This window comes from Xanthomonas axonopodis, from assembly GCF_001304695.1.
In the GTDB taxonomy this organism is placed as follows: Bacteria; Pseudomonadota; Gammaproteobacteria; order Xanthomonadales; family Xanthomonadaceae; genus Xanthomonas; species Xanthomonas axonopodis.
The window spans coordinates 1-17,878 of record NZ_JFAQ01000134.1; the positions used below are offsets into that span (position 1 = coordinate 1).

Below are 17,878 nucleotides of genomic sequence, written 5' to 3' on the forward strand. Positions count from 1 at the left end.
GTTGCCCACATGAAGCACAGAGGCCTCCCAACAGAGGCCTCGATCACCGGGATTGCCCTGAATGGGCAAAGCGATCTACGCGCCCCATCGTCTATGTGCATCCAACCTCCCGCGAAACGCGGGAACGGGGCTTGATCAGCGTTGCCCTAAGCGCTCTTTTCCGGACAGTTGGATGCGCTTGTACGCCGGGCTCTCGCGCGTGTTTCCGCGCTCCTTCAGCGCCAAACTGCTGGCGGTGACCTTTCTGGGCATCCACCTGCCGTTGCTGCTGTTGATCGCCTGGTTGGCATCGCAGAGCGAACTGGACAGGCGCCCGCTGTGGTCGGTGGTGATCGTGGCATTGCTGGTCACGCTGGCCGGCACGACGCTGACCTTGGTTGCGCTGTATCGCCTGCTGGCGCAGCTGCGTATCGCCGCCGATGCGCTGGATTCTTATTACGCCGATCAACGCCTGCCCACGCTTCCGGAACAGGGCGATGATGAACTGGGTCGTCTGTTACGCGGCATCAACCGCAGCCTGCGTGGCATCGATGCTGGCATGCGCGATCTCAAGAAACACGCTTTGTTCGACCCGTTGACCGAAGCACTGAACCGGCGCGGCTGCGAACAGGCCATGCGCGATTCGGTGATCGCCTCGCAGCGCGAAGGCTGGCCGTTCGTGCTGTTCGTGCTGGACATGGACAACCTCAAGCAGATCAACGACCGCTTCGGCCATCTGGCTGGCGACCGCGTGCTGGTGCGCCTGGTGGACTCTGCCTACTGCTGGTTGGGCGCGCAGGACTGGGTCGGGCGTTGGGGCGGCGACGAATTCCTGATCGGCATTCATGCCAGCGAAGACGACGCCACGCTCAAGCTCAACCAATGGCTCTCGATGCTCGAACGCGAGGGTGCCGACGATGCGCCGCTGCATGTGAGCGCCGGCAGTGCGGTGTGCGAGCAAGGGCTGGATGCCACCGAACTGTATCGCCGCGCCGATGCGGCGATGTACCGCGCCAAGTTCTCCGGTGGCCGGCGTCTGGTGCGCGACGGGCACGATGCCCCGCGCGGCCATCCGGTGGCCTGACCTGGGCAAGCCGGTTGCGGCAGCGCGGGGCAGGCCATCGCGCGGATGGCCACCGATGGCACGGGCAGGCCGCGGCGCAGGGCGCTAAAATGCCCAATTCTCCTTGCTGCGGTGCCGTCGATGCGCTTCCCGTTCCTGTCGCTGTCCCTGGCCGTGTCCATCGCGCTGGCCGGCTGTTCCAATGACTCCACGCCGTCGGCATCTCCCACTGCGCCGGCCGCCACTGCCAAGGCTCCCGTGAACGCAGACGCCCGCAACCACGACGAAAGTTCCTACGCCCAGCCGCAGCTGGTGGTCATCAAGGACCTGGCGCTGGACCTGAAGCTGGATTTCGATGCCAAGCAGATCGGCGGCACTGCCACCTACACGCTGCAGTGGAAGGACAAGGCGGCCAAGCAACTGGTGCTGGATACGCGCGAGCTGAGCATTGCGCAGGTGCAGGCCGACGATGGCAAGGGCGGCCTGTCACCGCTGCAGTTCGCCCTGGCGCCGGCCGACAAGACCTTCGGTAGCAAACTCACCATCGAAGCGCCGAATCAGCCGGGCAAGGTGGTGATCACCTATCACACCGCGCCGACGGCTTCGGGCCTGCAGTGGCTGGAGCCCTCGATGACCGAAGGCAAGCAGCTGCCTTTCATGTTCAGCCAGTCGCAGGCGATTCATGCGCGCAGCTGGGTGCCGCTGCAGGACACCCCGAGCGTGCGCTTCACCTATAGCGCGCATGTCGCCTCGCGCCCGGACGTGATGGTGCTGATGAGCGCCGACAACGACCCCAAGGCGATACGAGACGGAGATTACAGCTTCAAGATGCCTGAGCCGATTCCGTCCTACCTGCTGGCAATTGCAGCCGGCGATGTGGTGTTCAAGCCCATTTCCGCGCGCTCGGGCGTGTGGGCCGAGCCGGCCATGGCCGACAAGGCCGCCAAGGAATTCGAAGACACCGAAAAGATGATCGGTGCGGCCGAAAAACTCTATGGCCCGTATCGCTGGGGCCGTTACGACATGCTGGTGCTGCCGCCATCGTTCCCGTTCGGTGGCATGGAGAATCCGCGCCTGACCTTCGCCACGCCCACCGTGATCGTCGGCGACAAGTCGTTGGTGTCGTTGGTGGCGCACGAACTGGCGCATAGCTGGTCGGGCAACCTGGTGACCAATGCCAGCTGGAAGGACATCTGGCTCAACGAAGGTTTCACCACCTACGTGCAGGGCCGCATCACCGAGGCGCTGTACGGCACCGAGATGGCCGAGATGGAGCGCGAAATCGACCAAGGCGATCTGCTGGCCGAAGTCAAAGACATGCTGCCGGCCGACCAAGTGCTGGAGTTGCCACCGCTGGCGCAACGCGACCCCGACGAGGCGTTGAGCCAGGTCGCCTACGTCAAGGGCGCGTGGTTCCTGCAGTTCCTTGAGCAGCGCTTTGGCCGTGAGGTGTTCGACCCGTTCCTGCGTGGCTGGTTCGACGATCACGCCTTCCAGAGCGCCACCACCGACCAGTTCGTCGATTACCTCAAGAAAAATCTGTTGGACAAGCATCCCAACACGGTGAGCGCAGCTGAAGTGGATGCGTGGCTGAAGCAGCCGGGCATTCCGGCATTTGCGGCCAAGGCGCGCTCGCGCAGCTTCTCGATCGTGGATACCGCACGCATCGCTTGGAGCGGCAGCGGCACCTTGCCGAACAAGCAGGTCACCGGCGAGTGGGGCACGCAGGAATGGGTGCACTTCCTCAGCGGCATGGGCGCTACGCTCAAGCCCGAGCAGCTCAAGCAGCTGGACGATGCGTACCACTTCACCGGCACGCCGAATGGCGAGATCGCGATGCGCTGGTATCCGCTGGCGATTCGCAGCGGATACACCGACGCGCGCGCCGCCGCGGGCGAGTTCATCGAACGCGTCGGCCGTCGCAAGCTGGTGCTGCCGATCTACGCAGAACTGTTGAAGACGCCCGACAGCATCGCGTTCGCCGAACAGGCTTTCGAAAAGGCCAAGCCCAGCTACCACCCGATCACCACTGCATCGGTGGCCGAGATGATCGCCAAGGCGAAGGCGGCAATGCCTGCTGCAGCTCCTGCACCCGCACCTGCAGAAAAACCGGCGCCGACGCAGCAGTAGTTCGTCGCGCAACGCAGAGTCGTCAGTTCGGCGGCACGTGCAACAAACCGGGAGCTTTGTGCTCCCGGTTCGTTGTCTGAGGACCTGGCGCGAACGCCGGCGTCGTGCATGCAGCCTGCAACTCCAGGCTGCTATCGTTACTGTGGTTTCCCATGCCTTTCGGAGTCGACGATGAAGTATCTGCTGAGCGCGGCCTTGTGCGTCGCCGCCTTGAGTGCCTGCACCGACCGCGAGGCGCAACGTCAGGCGCAGGCCACCGCGCAGGCGCAGGCCAAGGAAGCCCAGGCCGATGCGCTCGCCAAGCAATACGACGAAGCCGTCAAGGCACAGAACTGGGACATGGCACGTGCGCACGGTGCGGCCTTGATCGAAGGCTACGCGGGCACTGCGGCTGCCACGCGTATCGAACCCGGCTATGCCGATATCAAGGCCAAGGGCGAGCAGGCGCGCGAGCTGCGCCGCATGCAGGCGTTGTGGCAATACTCGCAGGTGCCGGCCAAGGGCGGCACGCAGCGCTCGGCGATGATCGATGCCAAACAACGTCTGGATGTGGATGGCAGCGGGCCCAAGCCGGTCAGCCTGGTGTTTCGCGATCATCCGCAGTGGAAGCGCCACAGCTACCTCGTGCTCAAGGCCGGCGATTTCAATTGCTACGGTGGCTGCAAGGTGCAGGTGGCGGCCGATGGTGGCGCACCGCGTGCCATGGCGGCGCACCGCCCGGACACCGACGAAGCCATTGCCATGTTCATCGACGATGACAAGGCGCTTTGGAAGCTCGTCCGCAACGCCAAGCGCATCAGCATCACCTTCCCGGTCAAGGCCGGCGGGATGCGCACCGCAGAGTTCGAGGTCGGCGGCCTGGACACCACGCAGATGCCGGGGTGGAAATAGGCGAGGTCGCGTTAAGTGCTGGCGTACACCGAACGTGTGAGCGGGCTGGTGCAGCATTACCGGACTTGCGACTGTGCAGTACCCGGTGTGATGGCGCTGCAGCGCATCGGCACTCCGCGCTCGGGGCGGCCAGCAAACCTGGCGCGCATTCGTTCGGTGGCAGGGGCGCGGGCGTGTTGGAGGGTCCGCGCAAGTCGATGTCGACCGGGCACCACACACACCGGCTTGGCGGTGAGCGCAGACGCCTTGTTGACCGCGTTGGGCGAGGTGGCCGATTGCGCACTGCAGGTTGGCCGCACCGATGCCTGCCGCATCGAATCGATTACTTTGATGTCTTTGCACGGATGGTCAGGATGACAAGCACTGCCCTCTCTCCCGCGTTGTCGGACTACCGCCATTGGGTCTTCGACATGGACGGCACGCTGACCGAGGCTGCGCACGATTTCGCCTTGATCCGCCGCGCGCTGGACATCCCGCCAGAAGCGGACATCCTGCACCACCTGGCAGCGCTGCCGGCCGACGAAGCAGCGGCCAAGCATGCCTGGTTGCTCGAACACGAGCGCGCGCTCGCCCAAGGCGCGCGCGCCGCGCCGGGCGCAGTGGCGCTGGTGCGTGCGCTGCAGGCTGCCGGTTGCCGGCTTGGCATGCTCACCCGCAACGCACGCGAGCTGGCAACGATCACGTTGCAGGCGATCGGTCTGGGCGATGCGTTCGCCTGGGACGACATCGTCGGCCGCGACGAGGCTGCCCCAAAACCTGCACCCGATGGGCTGCACTATTTCGCGCGGCGCTGGTCGGTGCAGGGCAGCGCGCTGGTCATGGTCGGCGATCACCACAATGATCTGGCCTGCGGCCGCGCCGTTGGTGCGTGCACTGTGCTGGTCAATACACCCGGCGACCCCTGGCCCGGTTTTGCCGACTGGCGCCTGCACGATTGCATGCAGTTGCTCGCGCAATGGGAAGGCTAGGGTGGCGCGTTGTGCCTGCGCAACGCGGGTAACGGACGCCCGAGCGGGCATGGGAGCGGTTGACTGACTGCTGACGCCGTCAAGCGGCTTGAACGGTGCACCTCTGTACTTGCTGTATCCGTATCCGTATTCGCACTTCGGGCACCTTCGCCCGTCGGGAGCAATGACAGATCTTACTGGCGACATCGCGCGGTGTTGCTTGCCATCGCGCTTTGCGCTGCATCGGCGACGCAATGACCCGAGCTCAGGGCACGCTCGACGTTGCTGAGAGGTCATGCTCGACCCTCTGCACCACCTGTGTCACAGCACGTGCGGCGCAAACTGTGCCAAAACCGTGACAGCGCGATGTGCTCGGCGCGTCGTCATCACTCCCAACCCTCGCTAACTCGACGTGGTGCGGCGCACCAGCGTGCTGGCATGCTGTTTGCTCAGGTCTCTTGCGACGTTTCCTACGGCCGCATCGCCACGTCAGTGACGGCGCTTGCGCTGCGGGATGTTTCAACCGACTGGTTGTTCAAACGAGAGGGGTAGACGCACATGCACCAATCTTCCTGTCGCAGCGTCCGCAGCGCTGTGCTGCTCATGCTTGCGCTGAGCGCCGTTCTGTCTGGCTGCAAGAAAGACACGCCAGCCAACCTGCATCGCCGACAACGGCTACGGCACCTGCCGCTGCGCCGGCCGCTGCGGCTGTGGTCGACACCGATAGCGAGTTCACCGCCAATGCCAGCAACGCGGACAACTGGGGCGGCGTGGGGCGGGACTTCGCACTCCCCCGGCATAGCCTGCTGACCGAGATCAATCGCGACAACGTCAAGAACCTGAAGATGTCGTGGGCTGGCGCACGAGCGGTGTCCGGGCGCATCGCTAGCGACAACGAAGACGGCCAGGTCGACAATGCCGAAGCCGGCGAACCGGCGCCCGGGCGGATATCGGTATCGGAACGGCTGGTTATGGCCTGGTGGATTTGCATGCGCGCTGGAAGCTCAGCGAGCGGCTGTCGCTGTTCGCACGCGTCGACAACGTCTTCAACCGCCGCTATGCAACTTACGCAGCTGTGGCCGAAGACGTATTTCCTGATGGCGAACTCGCCCGCCCGCAGGATGCGCCAGTGGAAGCTGGTCCCGCGCGGTTTCTCGCAACGGGTGTGCCGCTGCAGTATTTGATCGGATTGCGCTGAAATCTGTAGCGCATGCGCAGTGGATGCACCCGACATGGGCCGCCCGCCGCAGAGAGGCACGCGGCACGCCCATCCAGCAGGCCGATCGCCCAGGACTTCAGCGACGAACGCCGACACCGTACTGAAAGAACGTCGGTGTCTGGCCTACCGTCACCTCCAGTCCTGCTGCGCTGCACGCGGTTTGCAGTTCGCTGGTCGTGTAGTAATTCTTGACGATGGTACTGACGTTGCCATTACGCAGGCGGCGCTGCATCAACTGGCCTTCCAGGCCCACGACATGCGGCGAAAGCGCTTCGGGCTTGGGAAGATTGTCGACGAAGAAGAATTTCCCGCCCGCATCCAGCGCGTCTGCCACCTGGCGCAGGAACTGCGGTAACAACTCGCGAGGTACATGCGAGATCCAGAACGCGAACACCACTGCGTCGTAGGTCCGCGTGGCTTGCCATTGAAACAGATCTGCCTGCACCGTACGCACCCGCCGATCACGGGTTGCCGGATTGATCATCAGCATCTGTGCCGATCCATCAACCAGCGTCAGTGTCTGTGCGGTCGGGAGCAATTGGATGCTCCAGATGCCGGTGCCGGCCGCCAGCTCCAGGATATCGCCCTGCAGCGCGGCGGCATCCAGTGCGTCCTGGACATGTGCAGCTTCCTCGCGCCACCTGGCATTGGCCGCCTCGCCCTCGTCGAAGGACCCGCGACGGAACCACCAGTCGTCGTATTCTGCTGCGCGATCGTCGTAGTAGCGTTGCTGTTCGATCAGTACCGATTGCCATTGCGTCATGATGTGCTCCGGGTCGTGGGGGTATGCGATGACAGCCAAGCTATGCGTGAGCCGAGATCGTCAGGCCGCTTGCAAGGCCTGGAAGCGATGCTGGCCCTTGCGGATCGCAGCGATGATGTCGGCGGTCGCGCACTTATCCAACACCTTGGGATACTCCAGGATCGTGGCGGGGGCACCCTGTATCGAGTAGTAGTTTGTTCAAGCACAGAAAGCCGATAGTCCGGATGTTGGCCTCGGCGAACAGGTGGTGCTGGTTGAGCTGCTGACAGCACTGCGCGATGGCGTGCAGCGTTGCATCGTCCGGTTCGGCACCCATGCGGCGATTCGCGGGCGAGGGCACTCGAGCGGCATAGTGCGACAGGATGTCCTGTGCTTTGTCGAAGCACTGCTTGGGACTAAGTGCGTGTGCGATCAGCCGTCCGGCGTGCTCGCGCGTTGGCGGTTCGACCTCAAGCCAGCCGTTGGTGGCGGCCGTGGATCGGTGAAACTCGGCCAGCCCCTGTGCCGAGCAGTTGCGCCCCAGGTGCAGCGCGAATTCGACCGGCTGCATGCGGTAGCCCAACTGAAAACGCGCACGTAGCGGAGGCGAACTGCGTTTGAAGACATCGGCCACCGCAAGGTCGTGCAGCTGGCAAAGCAGATCCGCATCCAGGACTCGATCGGGATTATCCATCAGCGCATGCATGGCACGCAGGCAGCCGACCAGGTAGCCCAGCTCGTTTTCGAAGTGGTATCTGCCCCATGACGATGCATGGCATTCGCCGTCCATGAACAGATAGGGGACGGCTGCATCGTGATGCGCCAGTTGCCAGGCCTGTGGAAGCCAGTCCCGCGATGCCACGATTGCGAGCTGCATGCGGATCGCATTACGGATGCTCGCAGTGTACGGCGCAGCGCCGTGCATGGACTCAACCCAGGCAAGCAGGGCGATGAGCGCGGCGGAGTCTGTGGTGTGGGCGGGCGTGCCAGACGAGCATCGAAAATCGCCCCATTTAACGTGTTCAGTAGCCCGGCCGCCAATGTATCGGCATCACCGTTGCGCACGCCGAGCGAAGCAGGTGCGACGTGGCCCAACGTTTCTGCCAGCGCTGTCAGACGCGCGCGGGCGTCGCCAGTGTGCGGATCATCAGCCATCAGTACGCTGCGGGCGTGCGCGTGCGCCTGCAGGAACTGCTGCATTGCCTTGTCGTCGCGCTGCTGGAGCTGTTCTGCGCTCAACACGCGACAATAGACGATGCCGTCCGGACAACGCGTCGTAGCACAGCTCGCCGGCAAGCGATTGCGATAGCGCCTGCAGTTTAGCTGCAGATGGGGTATCGCGTCCCACGATGCCGGTGACCCATGCGGTCCAGCGCTGCCCCGCACGCGTACTGGCGATATGCACCACCGCCGAGGCAGTGAGCACTGTCTGCTGTCGCTCGATCATGCGCTCGGCAGTCTGGAATGGCGGCAGTTGCAGACGCCGGGGACCTACCGCAGGCATCACCAGAACACCTTCCACAACGTCACCAGTGAGGCAGACAACATAATCAGGCCGAAGGCTCGCTTGAGCTTGCGTGTGGGCCAGCGGTGGGCAGCGGAGACGCCTGCAGGCGCCATCAGCGTGGCAGGAACTGCCACCGCGATGGCGGCGGTCCAACACACCAAACCGACCAACCCGCGGCTGTTGCCCAACGCAGGCACCGGGCCGAAAATGAAGGTGAGAGCGCCGATCAGGGAGATGGCCAGCCCGACCGCACTTCCCACTGCTACCGCGTTGCGCATTTCCAGGCGGTCGTGCTGGACGAGCACGTACGGCACGGTGAGGCTGGCGCCGCCGACACCGGCCGTGGCGCTGAACAACCCGATCAATCCACCGATCAGGCGCGTCGGCACGCGTGTGGCAAGTGTGTGTATCGGCGGGTCGGCAAGCGGCGGCGCTTGTATTCCCGCGCCATGGAACATGCGCAGGCCGAAATAGGCGGCATACGCACTGAAAATCGCCGCAACCCACACGCCATGGATGAGGCCTGCGATGACCGCGCCGATGGCGGCACCGGCACCGGCGGCCGGCGCCAGTCGTTGCACCCAGCCGATCGGGAGCGCGCCGCGTCGATATTGCGCAATCACGGCGCTGGCCGTGGCTGGAATGGTGGCGGCCAATGCAGTGGCGACTGCCACCTGCGGCAGGATGGCGATGTCGATCCGGAAGCGCAGCGGCAGCAGCACGATGAAGACCGGCACCATTAGAAAGCCGCCTCCCACGCCGAGCAGGCCGGAGAGGAATCCAGATAGCATGCCGGTCAGAATCAACAGCGGGTAGATACAGCCCATGGCGTCCATCACGCCACCGTCCTTTCGCCCCAGGGAAGCGAGTAGGTTTTGATGTTGGTGTAGGCCGACATGGCTTCCAGAACGCCTTCCTTATAGCCCAGCCCAGAGTTCTTGATGCCACCGAACGGCGTGGACTCGAGTCGAAAGCCCGGGACTTCGCGGATATTCACCGATCCGGTCTGCAACTCGGCCACACAACGCTGGATGTAGTCCCAGCGGTTGCTGCACAGCGCCGCCGACAATCCAAAGTCGCTGGCGTTGGCAATCCGGATTGCATCGTCGATCGAGTCGATGCGAACGATCGGTGCCACCGGCCCGAACGTCTCCTGCTGCACCAGCTCCATGCTCGGCATGACATGGTCGATGACCGTGGGGAGATACTGTGCGCCATTGCGCCGATGTCCGCACAGCACCTGGGCACCGGCGGCGGCATCGACGCGGCGTTCGATCTGCGCGGCCGCAGCTTCATCGATCAAGGTTCCCAGATCCACCTGCGGATCGAACGGATCACCTACCTTCAATCGCTGCGTGGCTTGCACCAGGCGCTCCACGAACGCATCGGCGATCTCCCGATGTACCAGCAATCGCTTGATCGCGGTACAGCGCTGCCCGCTGTTGCGATAGGCACCGGCCACCGCCAGCGATACCGCTTCATCGAGATCGGCATCTTCCATCACGATCATCGGGTCGTTGCCCCCGAGCTCCAGCACCTGTCGTTTATAGATGCAGCGCGCCGCGATCTGCTTGCCTGCAGCGACACTGCCGGTGAAAGTCACCAGATCCACCTGTTCGCTGGTCAGCAGTACCTCGGCGATGACGTCCGGTTTCGCGGTCATCACCGTCAACATCGGTGCAGGAAGCCCGGCATCGGTCAGCAGATCCGCAAACAGCAGGGCGGTCAGTGGCGTTTTCTCGCTGGGCTTGAGTATCATCCTGTTGTTGGTCGCGATGGATGGCGCAACTTTGTGTACCACTTGGTTGAGTGGGTGGTTGAAGGGCGTGATCGCCACGATGACGCCGAGCAATGGATCGCGCTGTGTGTAGACGCGGCGTTGCTGTCCGCGTTCGGTGATGTCGCATGCGTAGATGTCGCCATCGTCGATCAGTACCTGATGCGCTGCGGCGCGCAGCACCTCTGCGGCACGGCCGACTTCATAGCTGGCATCGCGCACGCACAGCCCGCTCTCGGAAACGATCGACTGCACGAACGTGGCGGTGCGAGCGATCAATAGATCGCGCGCGGTCGACAGAATCGTATGCCGTTGATGGCGGGTGAGCGTCGGACGGTAGGCGTACGCCTGGGTGAGTGCCGACTGCACTTCTTCAGGTTGCGCCAGCGGCACCGTTCCGACCAGCGCTCCATTGTACGGGAAGCGCACCTCCAGCCGGTCGCCGGCGCCATCCACCCGTGCACCAGCGATACGCCACTGCTCATGTCGCAATTGCATGCTGCCCACGGCGTCTCCTTCGTCTCGTTCAATGCATCTGGGCATGGGTACTGTGAGCATCCGTCTTCGCAGTGATCGGAACGGCATGCGCCGGCGACGCGGCGTCGACCACGCCCCGGAACCACAATTCCACGTTCATCAGCATCCACACCTTCTTGCCGTAGAAGTCGTAGTCCAGCGATTGCGGGTGCGAGAGGAAATGCTCCAGCCGCCGCGCATCGAATAGCCCGCGCTCGCGCGAGCGTCGATCAAGCAGAATCGCCTTTGCGTCGTCGAGCATGCCGGCCTTGAGCCAATCGTCCAGCGGCGTGGGGAATCCCATCTTCTTGCGTTGTGCAAGACGCGCTGGCAACAAGCGTTGGGCACAGGTACGCAACAGATACTTGTTCTGGTCCAGCACTTCGGATGCGTTGAAGGCCGATGTGCCAAGGGCGCGGATCAGCGCGAGCGGCGAGCGCCACTTCATCTTCAGACGATGAGGCATATGGATGAAGGTCTCCACCAGCTCATGGTCGACAAAAGGCACGCGTCCTTCTAGCGACGCGAGCATGCCGATGGTGTCCACTTTGTCCAACACGCATCCCAGATGGATTTTCTGAAAGACGTGCAACACCCGATCGTGCGGATCGCAATCGCGTGTCTGCTCGAAGGCTTCTTCGAAGGGGGCCAGCGTCTTGCGATCGCCGTTCAGACGGCTGCGCACATCGGGCGAGAACAGCGCCATCTTCTCATCCAGCGGCATCCAGTGATACACGTTGAAGAAATGCTCGATCTGGCGTGCGCAGCCGAGGTTGCTGACGGGGCCGTAAGGATCGTCGCCCAGTTTGCTCAACCATTGCGCCGCCGGACCCAAGACGCGCCGCGCCGCTGCAATCTTTTTCCAGTCGAATGGCGAGCGCATGACTCGCCCGTAGCCGCCAAACAGTTCGTCGGCGCCATCGCCGCTCAGGGCCACCTTGACGTGGCGACGGATCTCCTTCGATAGCTTCAGCCCGGCCACCATCTGCGGAATCATCAAGGGGGCATCGCATTGCACGATCAGTGGCGCCATGCCGTCGATGTATTCCTTTCGATCGATCACCAGGTGGGTGTGTTCGGCGCCGACCGCGGCGGCGGCCTCGGCCGCATAGGCGCCCTCATCGTAGCCGTGCGTGCCATAGCCGACCGAGAAGGTTTGCGGGGGCGAGTTCATATGGCGGGTCATGAGCGCCACCATGATGTTGGAATCCAATCCGCCACTCAGGTAGGCGCCGAGCGGAACATCCGACACCAGGCAGCGCCGCACCGCCGCGTCGAGCTTCTCGGACAGCTCCTCCAGCCAGTCCGATTCACTTCTGCTTTGTTCCGGCATGGGCGTAGGGAGCGCCCAGTAGCGCCGCCGTTGTACCTGTGCCGGCGTCACCACCAACATCTCGCCGGGCAGCAGCTTGTGGACGCCTTCGAAATAGGTGTTGTCCCACACCGGCTGGCGGAAGCTCAGATAGCTAGAGATGCCGTCCAGATCGGCCTTCCGTTCGAACCTGTCATGCTCGAAGAACGCCTTGACTTCCGAAGCGAACAGGAAATCGTCACCGATCTGCGTCCAGTACAGCGGCTTGACGCCCAAGCGGTCGCGCGCGAGTGTCAGTGTGCCCGTGCGTGGATCCCAGGCCGCGAATGCGAACATGCCCGACAGCCGCTCCACGCACAGGGCACCCCAATGGATGAAGCTGCGCAGCAATACCTCGGTATCCGAACGTGTCCGGAACTGTGCGCCCAACGCTTCAAGTTGTTCGCGCAGTTGCTTGTAGTTGTAGATCTCGCCGTTGAACACCAGCGCCACGCCGGTGTGCGCGTCGATCATGGGCTGATGGCCGCCGGGTACATCGATGACGCTCAGTCGCCGGAAGCCAAGACCGACCGGGCCGGAGAGATGGATGCCCGCGTCGTCCGGACCACGATGCACGATGGTCTGGTTCATCGCATGCAGCATGTCGTGCTGCTCGAAACGCGCACCGTCCCGGTGAAAAATACCTACGAATCCGCACATTGGACGTTCCTTTCAGCAAGTACTGCAGGCGCAGACGTGGAGGATGCGATGGGAAGCCGATTGGCCTTGCGCAGGTCCTCCTCGCAGTCGATCTCGATCCAGGGACGCCCGCCCATCCAGAAGACCAGTGCAGGAAATTCCACCGACAGTTCGGGGATGACGCTGGTGTAATACGCTTGCTTGAGCTCGCCCCGACGGACGCGGTCAACGATGCGTTCGCCCAGCGCGGACGCGGCGCGCGCGCTGAAGCGGGCGATACCGATGAAATTGCCGTCACCCTGCGCCACGGTGATGTGGCTCCCCAGGTCGACAAGCCGTTCGCCCTGTGCAAGCACCCGCATCGTGCCTCCGAGGCAGGCACGCCCATCGGCCAGCACCGCGATCTCCGCCTCGGTGCGGACCAGATCGCGCAGCGCATCGCTGTCCACCCAGACATCGGCGAACAAGATTACGCAGGTGTCGGAAAGCAACGTTGCGAACGCAGCCAGGGTCCAAAGATTGTTGGTGTCCGCAAAGCCGGAATACAGGTGGTGCTGGACGTGCGGCGGCAGCACCATGGCAACGTCGTCGCTGCGGTAGCCGAGTATCACGTGGATGTCGTCGATGCCCAACGTTGAGAGCGCATCGATCTGATGTTGGATAAGATGTCTGTCTCCCAGTTTCAGCAGACATTTGGGCAGTTCGGTATGTGCTCTGAGCCGACTGCCTGTGCCTGCGGCAAGGATGATCGCCCTCATGACGAGGCCTTCTCAGGGAGGCGGTCAAGCAAGCCCAGGCGCTCGCATTCGTCTTGAACCTGCGCACTCTCCAGGATACCGACCTTGCGTAGCGTGCCGATGCACGATCGTGCCGCCTCGCGCCGGACCTGCGCCAGTTGCTGCGGGGAATAGCAGTCGTTGATCACCTCATCGGCTTGCGCTTCGTCTAAGCCGATATCGTGCAACTGCCCCCGCACGGCCACCAGGTCGGCATCGGTGAAGATTGCAATGAACGAGGGCAATAGCGGACCGATGCGTTGTTTGAGTCGCTCGCTCAACTGCGGCCAGGTCAGCGCAATGAAGCTAGCAAAGAAACGGTGGTGTCTACTTTCGTCTTCTGCATGGTCCTTCATGACTTGACGTACTGCGTCGATCACCCGTGGGTCGCGGGGAATTTCGACCAGGTTTCTGGTGATCAGTGTTTCGGAAATCGAGCAGAAGAACAGTGGTAGCAACTCGGCTGTGGAGGATTCGGCGCGCGCGAACTCACGTTTCAGGCGTTGATAGAACGCAGGAGGCTTCGCCGATGTTGCCGGGATTCCGGTCTGCGCCTGCACCAGGCGCGCGAGATCGGCGGTCAGTTTGCCGTGGTAGGACTCGTCCACCAGAATGTTCCAGGCGTCGATGACCATGTCCGGCGGAAGTTCGAATCCGCTGTCGTTGCGCGCGATCTGATAGACCGCCGTGTTGACCACCTGATGCTCCAGCACCTGTGTGAATTCGAGGTTGCTGTACAGCGTCTGGGCCAACAGCCAGTGCAAGGCGTTCGGACCCTGCGCCTGCACAAGAGGGTGGCGATAACACGCCACTAGTTCGGGTGTGAACAGTAAGCCGTTTTGCCAGTCGTTGGCGTCGGGTGCGTGCATCCGCAGCGGGCCGCGTACCTTCGCGTAGCGTGCCCATTCCTTGAATGGCATTGGATAGTTCATAACGCGGCCGACCTCTGGGCTGTGTTGGCGCGTGCAGCAGCTGGGAAGGCGGCTGCGTGGGAGGTGGGCGCTCTGGGCTGCTGCAGATGTGCCGCAAATCGCCTGCCGACTTCGCAAGGCGAAACCGTGGGGCGTGCAAGCGGATGCATGGAGCCGGGGCGTGTACGCAAGTGGATGAAGTGCGGGCCGGCACTGTGCAATGCGATATCCAACGCCTGTTTCAGCGCTGCGTCGCCGTGGCAGGCGTACGTGGCCCGATAGCCGCAGGCTGCAGCGATGCTCGGGAAATCGATGTTTCCCGAATTGGTCGGCTGGCCTCCGGTACTGTCATGTACGCCATTGTCCAGCAGCACATGAATGAAGCTGGCCGGCTGATAGCGGCCGATGGTGGACAGGTTGCCGAGCTTCATGAGCGCAGCGCCATCGCCATCGAGCACGACTACGGCATGATCGGTATTGAGCGCTGCTCCCAGGCCAAGCGCACTGGCGCATCCCATCGATCCCACCAAGTAGAGATTGCGCGCATCGTCGCGGATACTGAATAGCTCCCGCCCTGTCTTGCCTGTTGTCGCGATGATGGCGGTTTGATGCGGTGTCATGGAGGCGACGATGCGCAGCGCGTCTTCCCTGCTTGGCAGCGGTGATTCGGGTCCTCCGAAGTGCGACTGCGTCGCTGTCGGGAATCGGATAACTGCCTGCGCCAACAAGTTCTCGTCTTCGAGCACGTTGGGCTCCACGATCAGTGCGTATGGCAAACGCGTTTGCTGGATGCATGTATGGGCAGCCCGGAGCGTGGACTCGATCTGATCCGGCTCGGACGGGAAACGTGCGTGCGGAATACGCAGCACATCGAGCAGACTGTGGGTGATCTCGCCCATGACAGCATGCTGAGGCTCGTCAGGAACACCTGGGGAGCCGCGCCAGCTGCAGATCAACAGGCAGGGAATCCGAAAGACATGGTTTAGCGAGGTCAGTGGATTTACAGCGTTGCCCAAGCCCGAGTTCTGCAACATCACCACTGGCAGGCGCCCGGCAAGATAGGCTCCGGCCGCGATGCCGATTGCTTCTCCCTCGCTGGCTGCGGTGACGTGATGCACATTCGGGTCGCCCAGGACTCCATTGAGCAGCGGGGCCAGATAGGAGCAAGGCACGCTGGTGTAGAAATTGAACCCCAGCCGCGATGCGGTCGCGACAAATTCTTTGCCGTTGATCATCGTGCAGCCCCTGCGTCGTAGCTGTTGCTCGCCAGGGCAGTTTCCTTCTGCTTCTTCGGGAGATAGATGCCTTCGGCCTGTGTCAGTTCGTCCTGATCGACCAGGTCGAAGATCTCTTTTACTCGCGGCAGTCCCTTCTCGATGCCACTGAGCGAACGGTCCTGGTGGATGGTCGCGCAGATCTTGCGCATGCTGGCCACTGACGCGCGCAGGTTGTGGTTGGCCCAGATGATGGTGGCGATCTTTGCGTCGACGAAAGCTTGGGTCGGCACCGCGTAATACGTGGTCGGCACGATCACCAGGGGGCAGCGGTCTTGCCAATGCTCGGCGAATTTGAGGATCTCCACCCCGTCGCTCTTCTTGGAGTGGATCAGAATCGCGTCGGCGCCAGCTGCGTGGTATTGCTCGGCTCTGCTCAACGCTTCAGTGAGTCCACGGCCGGCGATCAGTGCTTCTACCCGCGCAACGACACAGAATGCGTCGTTGCTCTGGCTATCCTTGGCGGCCTTGATCTTGCCGGCGAACTCGGAAGGGTCCGCCAACTCCTGGTCATCGCCGATGAAGGAGTTGGTCTTGGGGAACATCTTGTCTTCCAAGCAGACTCCGGCAACGTTGCGTTGGCAGAGCTTTTGCACGAGCCTGCGCACGCTGTTGAAGTTGCCGTAGCCGGTATCTCCATCGAGCAGGATCGGCAGATCGGTGCTGTCGGTCATGAACTCGACCACTTCCAAGGTCTGCGTCCAGGAGGCCTCGTTGGCGTCGCGCACACCCAAAGAAGCTGAGATGGACAGGCCCGAGGCCCATATTCCCTCGAAGCCGGCCTCGGCGACGATGCGCGCAGACAGGCCGTTATGAGCTTCCATCAGGAACGAGGTGTTCGGTCTGTTAAGCAGACCGCGCAGCTTTGAAGCCAGGTATGCGTCGCGATGACGCTCATCGATTTTTTGAGGGGAGGTATTCAAGGAGTTAGCTCCGTATATCTTTTGGTTATTTTTTTCATAGGCGGTCTATGGATACATGACCGCGTCACTGGACGCAGTTGTGTGCGTGACAGTGGTGTCGCTCGAGTTATTTAATTATGTAGGGGCCACCGAACAGTAGAGGCGCATGCACTAAGTCATGTACACGTTATGATTATTAAGTAATGCTTTTTATAAGCTGAATTCAGGGAAGATAAATTATTATTCAGATGAACTGATCGGACGCGTTTCCGCAATATTTTTATTAAGTGTTTAATGCGCAGCTTTCGGAATTCACAATGACGCGAAAGTCATGTGACGTGGTTAATTCGTGGACATGCGAGCGTCATGCATTGAGATGCAGGAGTGTCGGTCCATAGTCCTCGGGGCTTGCGCTGCCTTGTCAGCGGAGCGGCGGTTTGAGGGTCAGTCGCCCGCAGTGCCCGTCCACGCTAAAGTGTACGATCGCCGATGTGCAAGACACGCTAGGACGTGTGTCGATGTCGAGCGTAAATCGACATAGATGCAGCGAGAGAGGATTTCAGGAATATTTTCATGGCAGATTTGAACCGATCTTAATTAATTCCGAGTGCATGTGCGTTGCTGTAAATCAGTAGGGGCTGATTGCACTTCTGCTGCGGTCTTCGCAGGGCGGTCCATGCTGCCTTCCATTGCCACGAGAAAATTCAGATTGTTGGTCATGGATTTGCTCGGTGAGTTATTGATAATCCTGTCGTCGTCAAACTGTCAATATAGAGGGTGTACAAATCGTGAAATAATCTCTCTATTGCGACGGGGGTCTAGATTTTTTTGGGTGGATAACTCAACTGAATTCGACGCTCGTTGTTATTTGTCATTCGATGTCATGTTTTTCCGGTCAGCCTTGCTGAAGTGTCATGTGACTGACACACGCGTATCGGGTTGCTGCCGAGCCGCCCCGCTGCATGACGGCTTCAGCGCTAGAGCGGCGCTTTTGCATGCATTAGTGATGCGCCAGTCCGTTCGAGCTGGTGGAATCAATGCGTCAAAGGCATACCTGATTAGCCCCATCGCTCAGTCGTAGTTGCAGGATGTGCGACGAGGCGGTTGGACAGTGGTCCTACCTGAAGGCAGCGGAGGTGGGACATGGGGATCAACATCGTGCAGTTTCAGCCGGGATTGTCGCTGACCGAGCTCGTGGATCGCTACGGAATCGAAGCTAGGAGTGGCTAACAAAACGTAGCGAGCGGTCGTCAG

At 62.0% G+C, this 17,878-nt stretch carries 15 protein-coding genes and 1 pseudogene; 6 read left to right on the plus strand and 10 right to left on the minus strand.

Going from position 1 to position 17,878, the window contains the following annotated elements:
• The first annotated feature begins 168 nt into the window (after positions 1-168).
• From XAXN_RS23680 to XAXN_RS23505, 6 genes and pseudogenes are all read left to right on the plus strand, one after another.
• Positions 169-480, plus strand: a complete 312-nt coding sequence (locus XAXN_RS23680) for a GNAT family N-acetyltransferase (protein WP_425511791.1) — start codon at positions 169-171, stop codon at positions 478-480.
• Between the two features lie 58 nt (positions 481-538).
• On the plus strand, positions 539-1,063 hold the full coding sequence (locus XAXN_RS23685; RefSeq protein WP_425511792.1) for a GGDEF domain-containing protein: 525 nt from the start codon (positions 539-541) through the stop codon (positions 1,061-1,063).
• Between the two features lie 120 nt (positions 1,064-1,183).
• The gene (locus XAXN_RS12680; protein ID WP_054319796.1) at positions 1,184-3,172 is read left to right on the plus strand and encodes a M1 family metallopeptidase; all 1,989 of its coding nucleotides are present in this window, start codon (positions 1,184-1,186) and stop codon (positions 3,170-3,172) included.
• A gap of 171 nt (positions 3,173-3,343) precedes the next feature.
• On the plus strand, positions 3,344-4,063 hold the full coding sequence (locus tag XAXN_RS12685; RefSeq protein WP_054319797.1) for a hypothetical protein: 720 nt from the start codon (positions 3,344-3,346) through the stop codon (positions 4,061-4,063).
• 344 nt (positions 4,064-4,407) lie between these two features.
• On the plus strand, positions 4,408-5,031 hold the full coding sequence (locus XAXN_RS12690) for an HAD family hydrolase (protein WP_054319798.1): 624 nt from the start codon (positions 4,408-4,410) through the stop codon (positions 5,029-5,031).
• 764 nt (positions 5,032-5,795) lie between these two features.
• A pseudogene (locus tag XAXN_RS23505) lies at positions 5,796-6,208 on the plus strand (TonB-dependent receptor); the annotation flags it as partial.
• 97 nt (positions 6,209-6,305) lie between these two features.
• Here the strand turns inward: XAXN_RS23505 and XAXN_RS12700 are convergent.
• The 10 genes from XAXN_RS12700 to aepX form a co-directional block, all read right to left on the minus strand.
• On the minus strand, positions 6,306-6,992 hold the full coding sequence (locus tag XAXN_RS12700; protein WP_054319799.1) for a class I SAM-dependent DNA methyltransferase: 687 nt from the start codon (positions 6,990-6,992) through the stop codon (positions 6,306-6,308).
• Positions 6,993-7,125: 133 nt separating this feature from the next.
• Positions 7,126-7,677, minus strand: coding sequence for a hypothetical protein (locus tag XAXN_RS12705; RefSeq protein ID WP_241148229.1), 552 nt, complete (start codon positions 7,675-7,677; stop codon positions 7,126-7,128).
• 441 nt (positions 7,678-8,118) lie between these two features.
• The gene (locus tag XAXN_RS23145) at positions 8,119-8,475 is read right to left on the minus strand and encodes a hypothetical protein (protein ID WP_241148230.1); all 357 of its coding nucleotides are present in this window, start codon (positions 8,473-8,475) and stop codon (positions 8,119-8,121) included.
• Complete coding sequence (locus XAXN_RS12715; RefSeq protein WP_054319800.1) at positions 8,475-9,314, minus strand: sulfite exporter TauE/SafE family protein; 840 nt, start codon at positions 9,312-9,314, stop codon at positions 8,475-8,477. The genes XAXN_RS23145 and XAXN_RS12715 overlap by 1 nt, the downstream gene beginning before the upstream one ends.
• Positions 9,314-10,753, minus strand: coding sequence for a phosphonoacetaldehyde dehydrogenase (phnY, locus tag XAXN_RS12720; RefSeq protein WP_054319807.1), 1,440 nt, complete (start codon positions 10,751-10,753; stop codon positions 9,314-9,316). Before phnY ends, XAXN_RS12715 begins: the two co-directional genes overlap by 1 nt.
• Before the next feature lie 28 nt (positions 10,754-10,781).
• The gene (asnB, locus tag XAXN_RS12725; RefSeq protein WP_054319801.1) at positions 10,782-12,782 is read right to left on the minus strand and encodes an asparagine synthase (glutamine-hydrolyzing); all 2,001 of its coding nucleotides are present in this window, start codon (positions 12,780-12,782) and stop codon (positions 10,782-10,784) included.
• A complete protein-coding gene (locus XAXN_RS12730; protein WP_054319802.1) occupies positions 12,767-13,519 on the minus strand; it encodes a phosphocholine cytidylyltransferase family protein in 753 nt (250 codons plus the stop codon). Before XAXN_RS12730 ends, asnB begins: the two co-directional genes overlap by 16 nt.
• Complete coding sequence (locus tag XAXN_RS12735; RefSeq protein WP_241148231.1) at positions 13,516-14,457, minus strand: diiron oxygenase; 942 nt, start codon at positions 14,455-14,457, stop codon at positions 13,516-13,518. The genes XAXN_RS12730 and XAXN_RS12735 overlap by 4 nt, the downstream gene beginning before the upstream one ends.
• An 8-nt stretch (positions 14,458-14,465) precedes the next feature.
• Positions 14,466-15,683 carry a phosphonopyruvate decarboxylase gene (gene aepY, locus XAXN_RS12740; RefSeq protein WP_054319804.1) on the minus strand — a complete coding sequence of 406 codons (1,218 nt, stop codon included), beginning with the start codon at positions 15,681-15,683 and terminating at the stop codon, positions 14,466-14,468.
• Positions 15,680-16,645: a phosphoenolpyruvate mutase gene (aepX, locus tag XAXN_RS12745; RefSeq protein ID WP_057655338.1), complete on the minus strand. Its 966-nt coding sequence runs from the start codon at positions 16,643-16,645 to the stop codon at positions 15,680-15,682. The genes aepY and aepX overlap by 4 nt, the downstream gene beginning before the upstream one ends.
• Positions 16,646-17,878 lie beyond the last annotated feature (1,233 nt).

Bases quoted from the DNA above. Each gene is read 5' to 3' on its own strand.
- XAXN_RS12715 (WP_054319800.1), bottom strand. From the start codon at position 9,314: ATGGACGCCATGGGCTGTATCTACCCGCTGTTGATTCTGACCGGCATG.
- asnB (WP_054319801.1), bottom strand. From the start codon at position 12,782: ATGTGCGGATTCGTAGGTATTTTTCACCGGGACGGTGCGCGTTTCGAG.
- XAXN_RS12680 (WP_054319796.1), top strand. From the start codon at position 1,184: ATGCGCTTCCCGTTCCTGTCGCTGTCCCTGGCCGTGTCCATCGCGCTG.
- XAXN_RS12700 (WP_054319799.1), bottom strand. From the start codon at position 6,992: ATGACGCAATGGCAATCGGTACTGATCGAACAGCAACGCTACTACGAC.
- phnY (WP_054319807.1), bottom strand. From the start codon at position 10,753: ATGCAATTGCGACATGAGCAGTGGCGTATCGCTGGTGCACGGGTGGAT.
- XAXN_RS23685 (WP_425511792.1), top strand. From the start codon at position 539: ATGCGCGATCTCAAGAAACACGCTTTGTTCGACCCGTTGACCGAAGCA.
- XAXN_RS12705 (WP_241148229.1), bottom strand. From the start codon at position 7,677: ATGCATGCGCTGATGGATAATCCCGATCGAGTCCTGGATGCGGATCTG.
- XAXN_RS12690 (WP_054319798.1), top strand. From the start codon at position 4,408: ATGGTCAGGATGACAAGCACTGCCCTCTCTCCCGCGTTGTCGGACTAC.
- XAXN_RS12730 (WP_054319802.1), bottom strand. From the start codon at position 13,519: ATGAGGGCGATCATCCTTGCCGCAGGCACAGGCAGTCGGCTCAGAGCA.
- XAXN_RS23145 (WP_241148230.1), bottom strand. From the start codon at position 8,475: ATGCCTGCGGTAGGTCCCCGGCGTCTGCAACTGCCGCCATTCCAGACT.
- aepY (WP_054319804.1), bottom strand. From the start codon at position 15,683: ATGATCAACGGCAAAGAATTTGTCGCGACCGCATCGCGGCTGGGGTTC.
- XAXN_RS12685 (WP_054319797.1), top strand. From the start codon at position 3,344: ATGAAGTATCTGCTGAGCGCGGCCTTGTGCGTCGCCGCCTTGAGTGCC.
- XAXN_RS12735 (WP_241148231.1), bottom strand. From the start codon at position 14,457: ATGCCATTCAAGGAATGGGCACGCTACGCGAAGGTACGCGGCCCGCTG.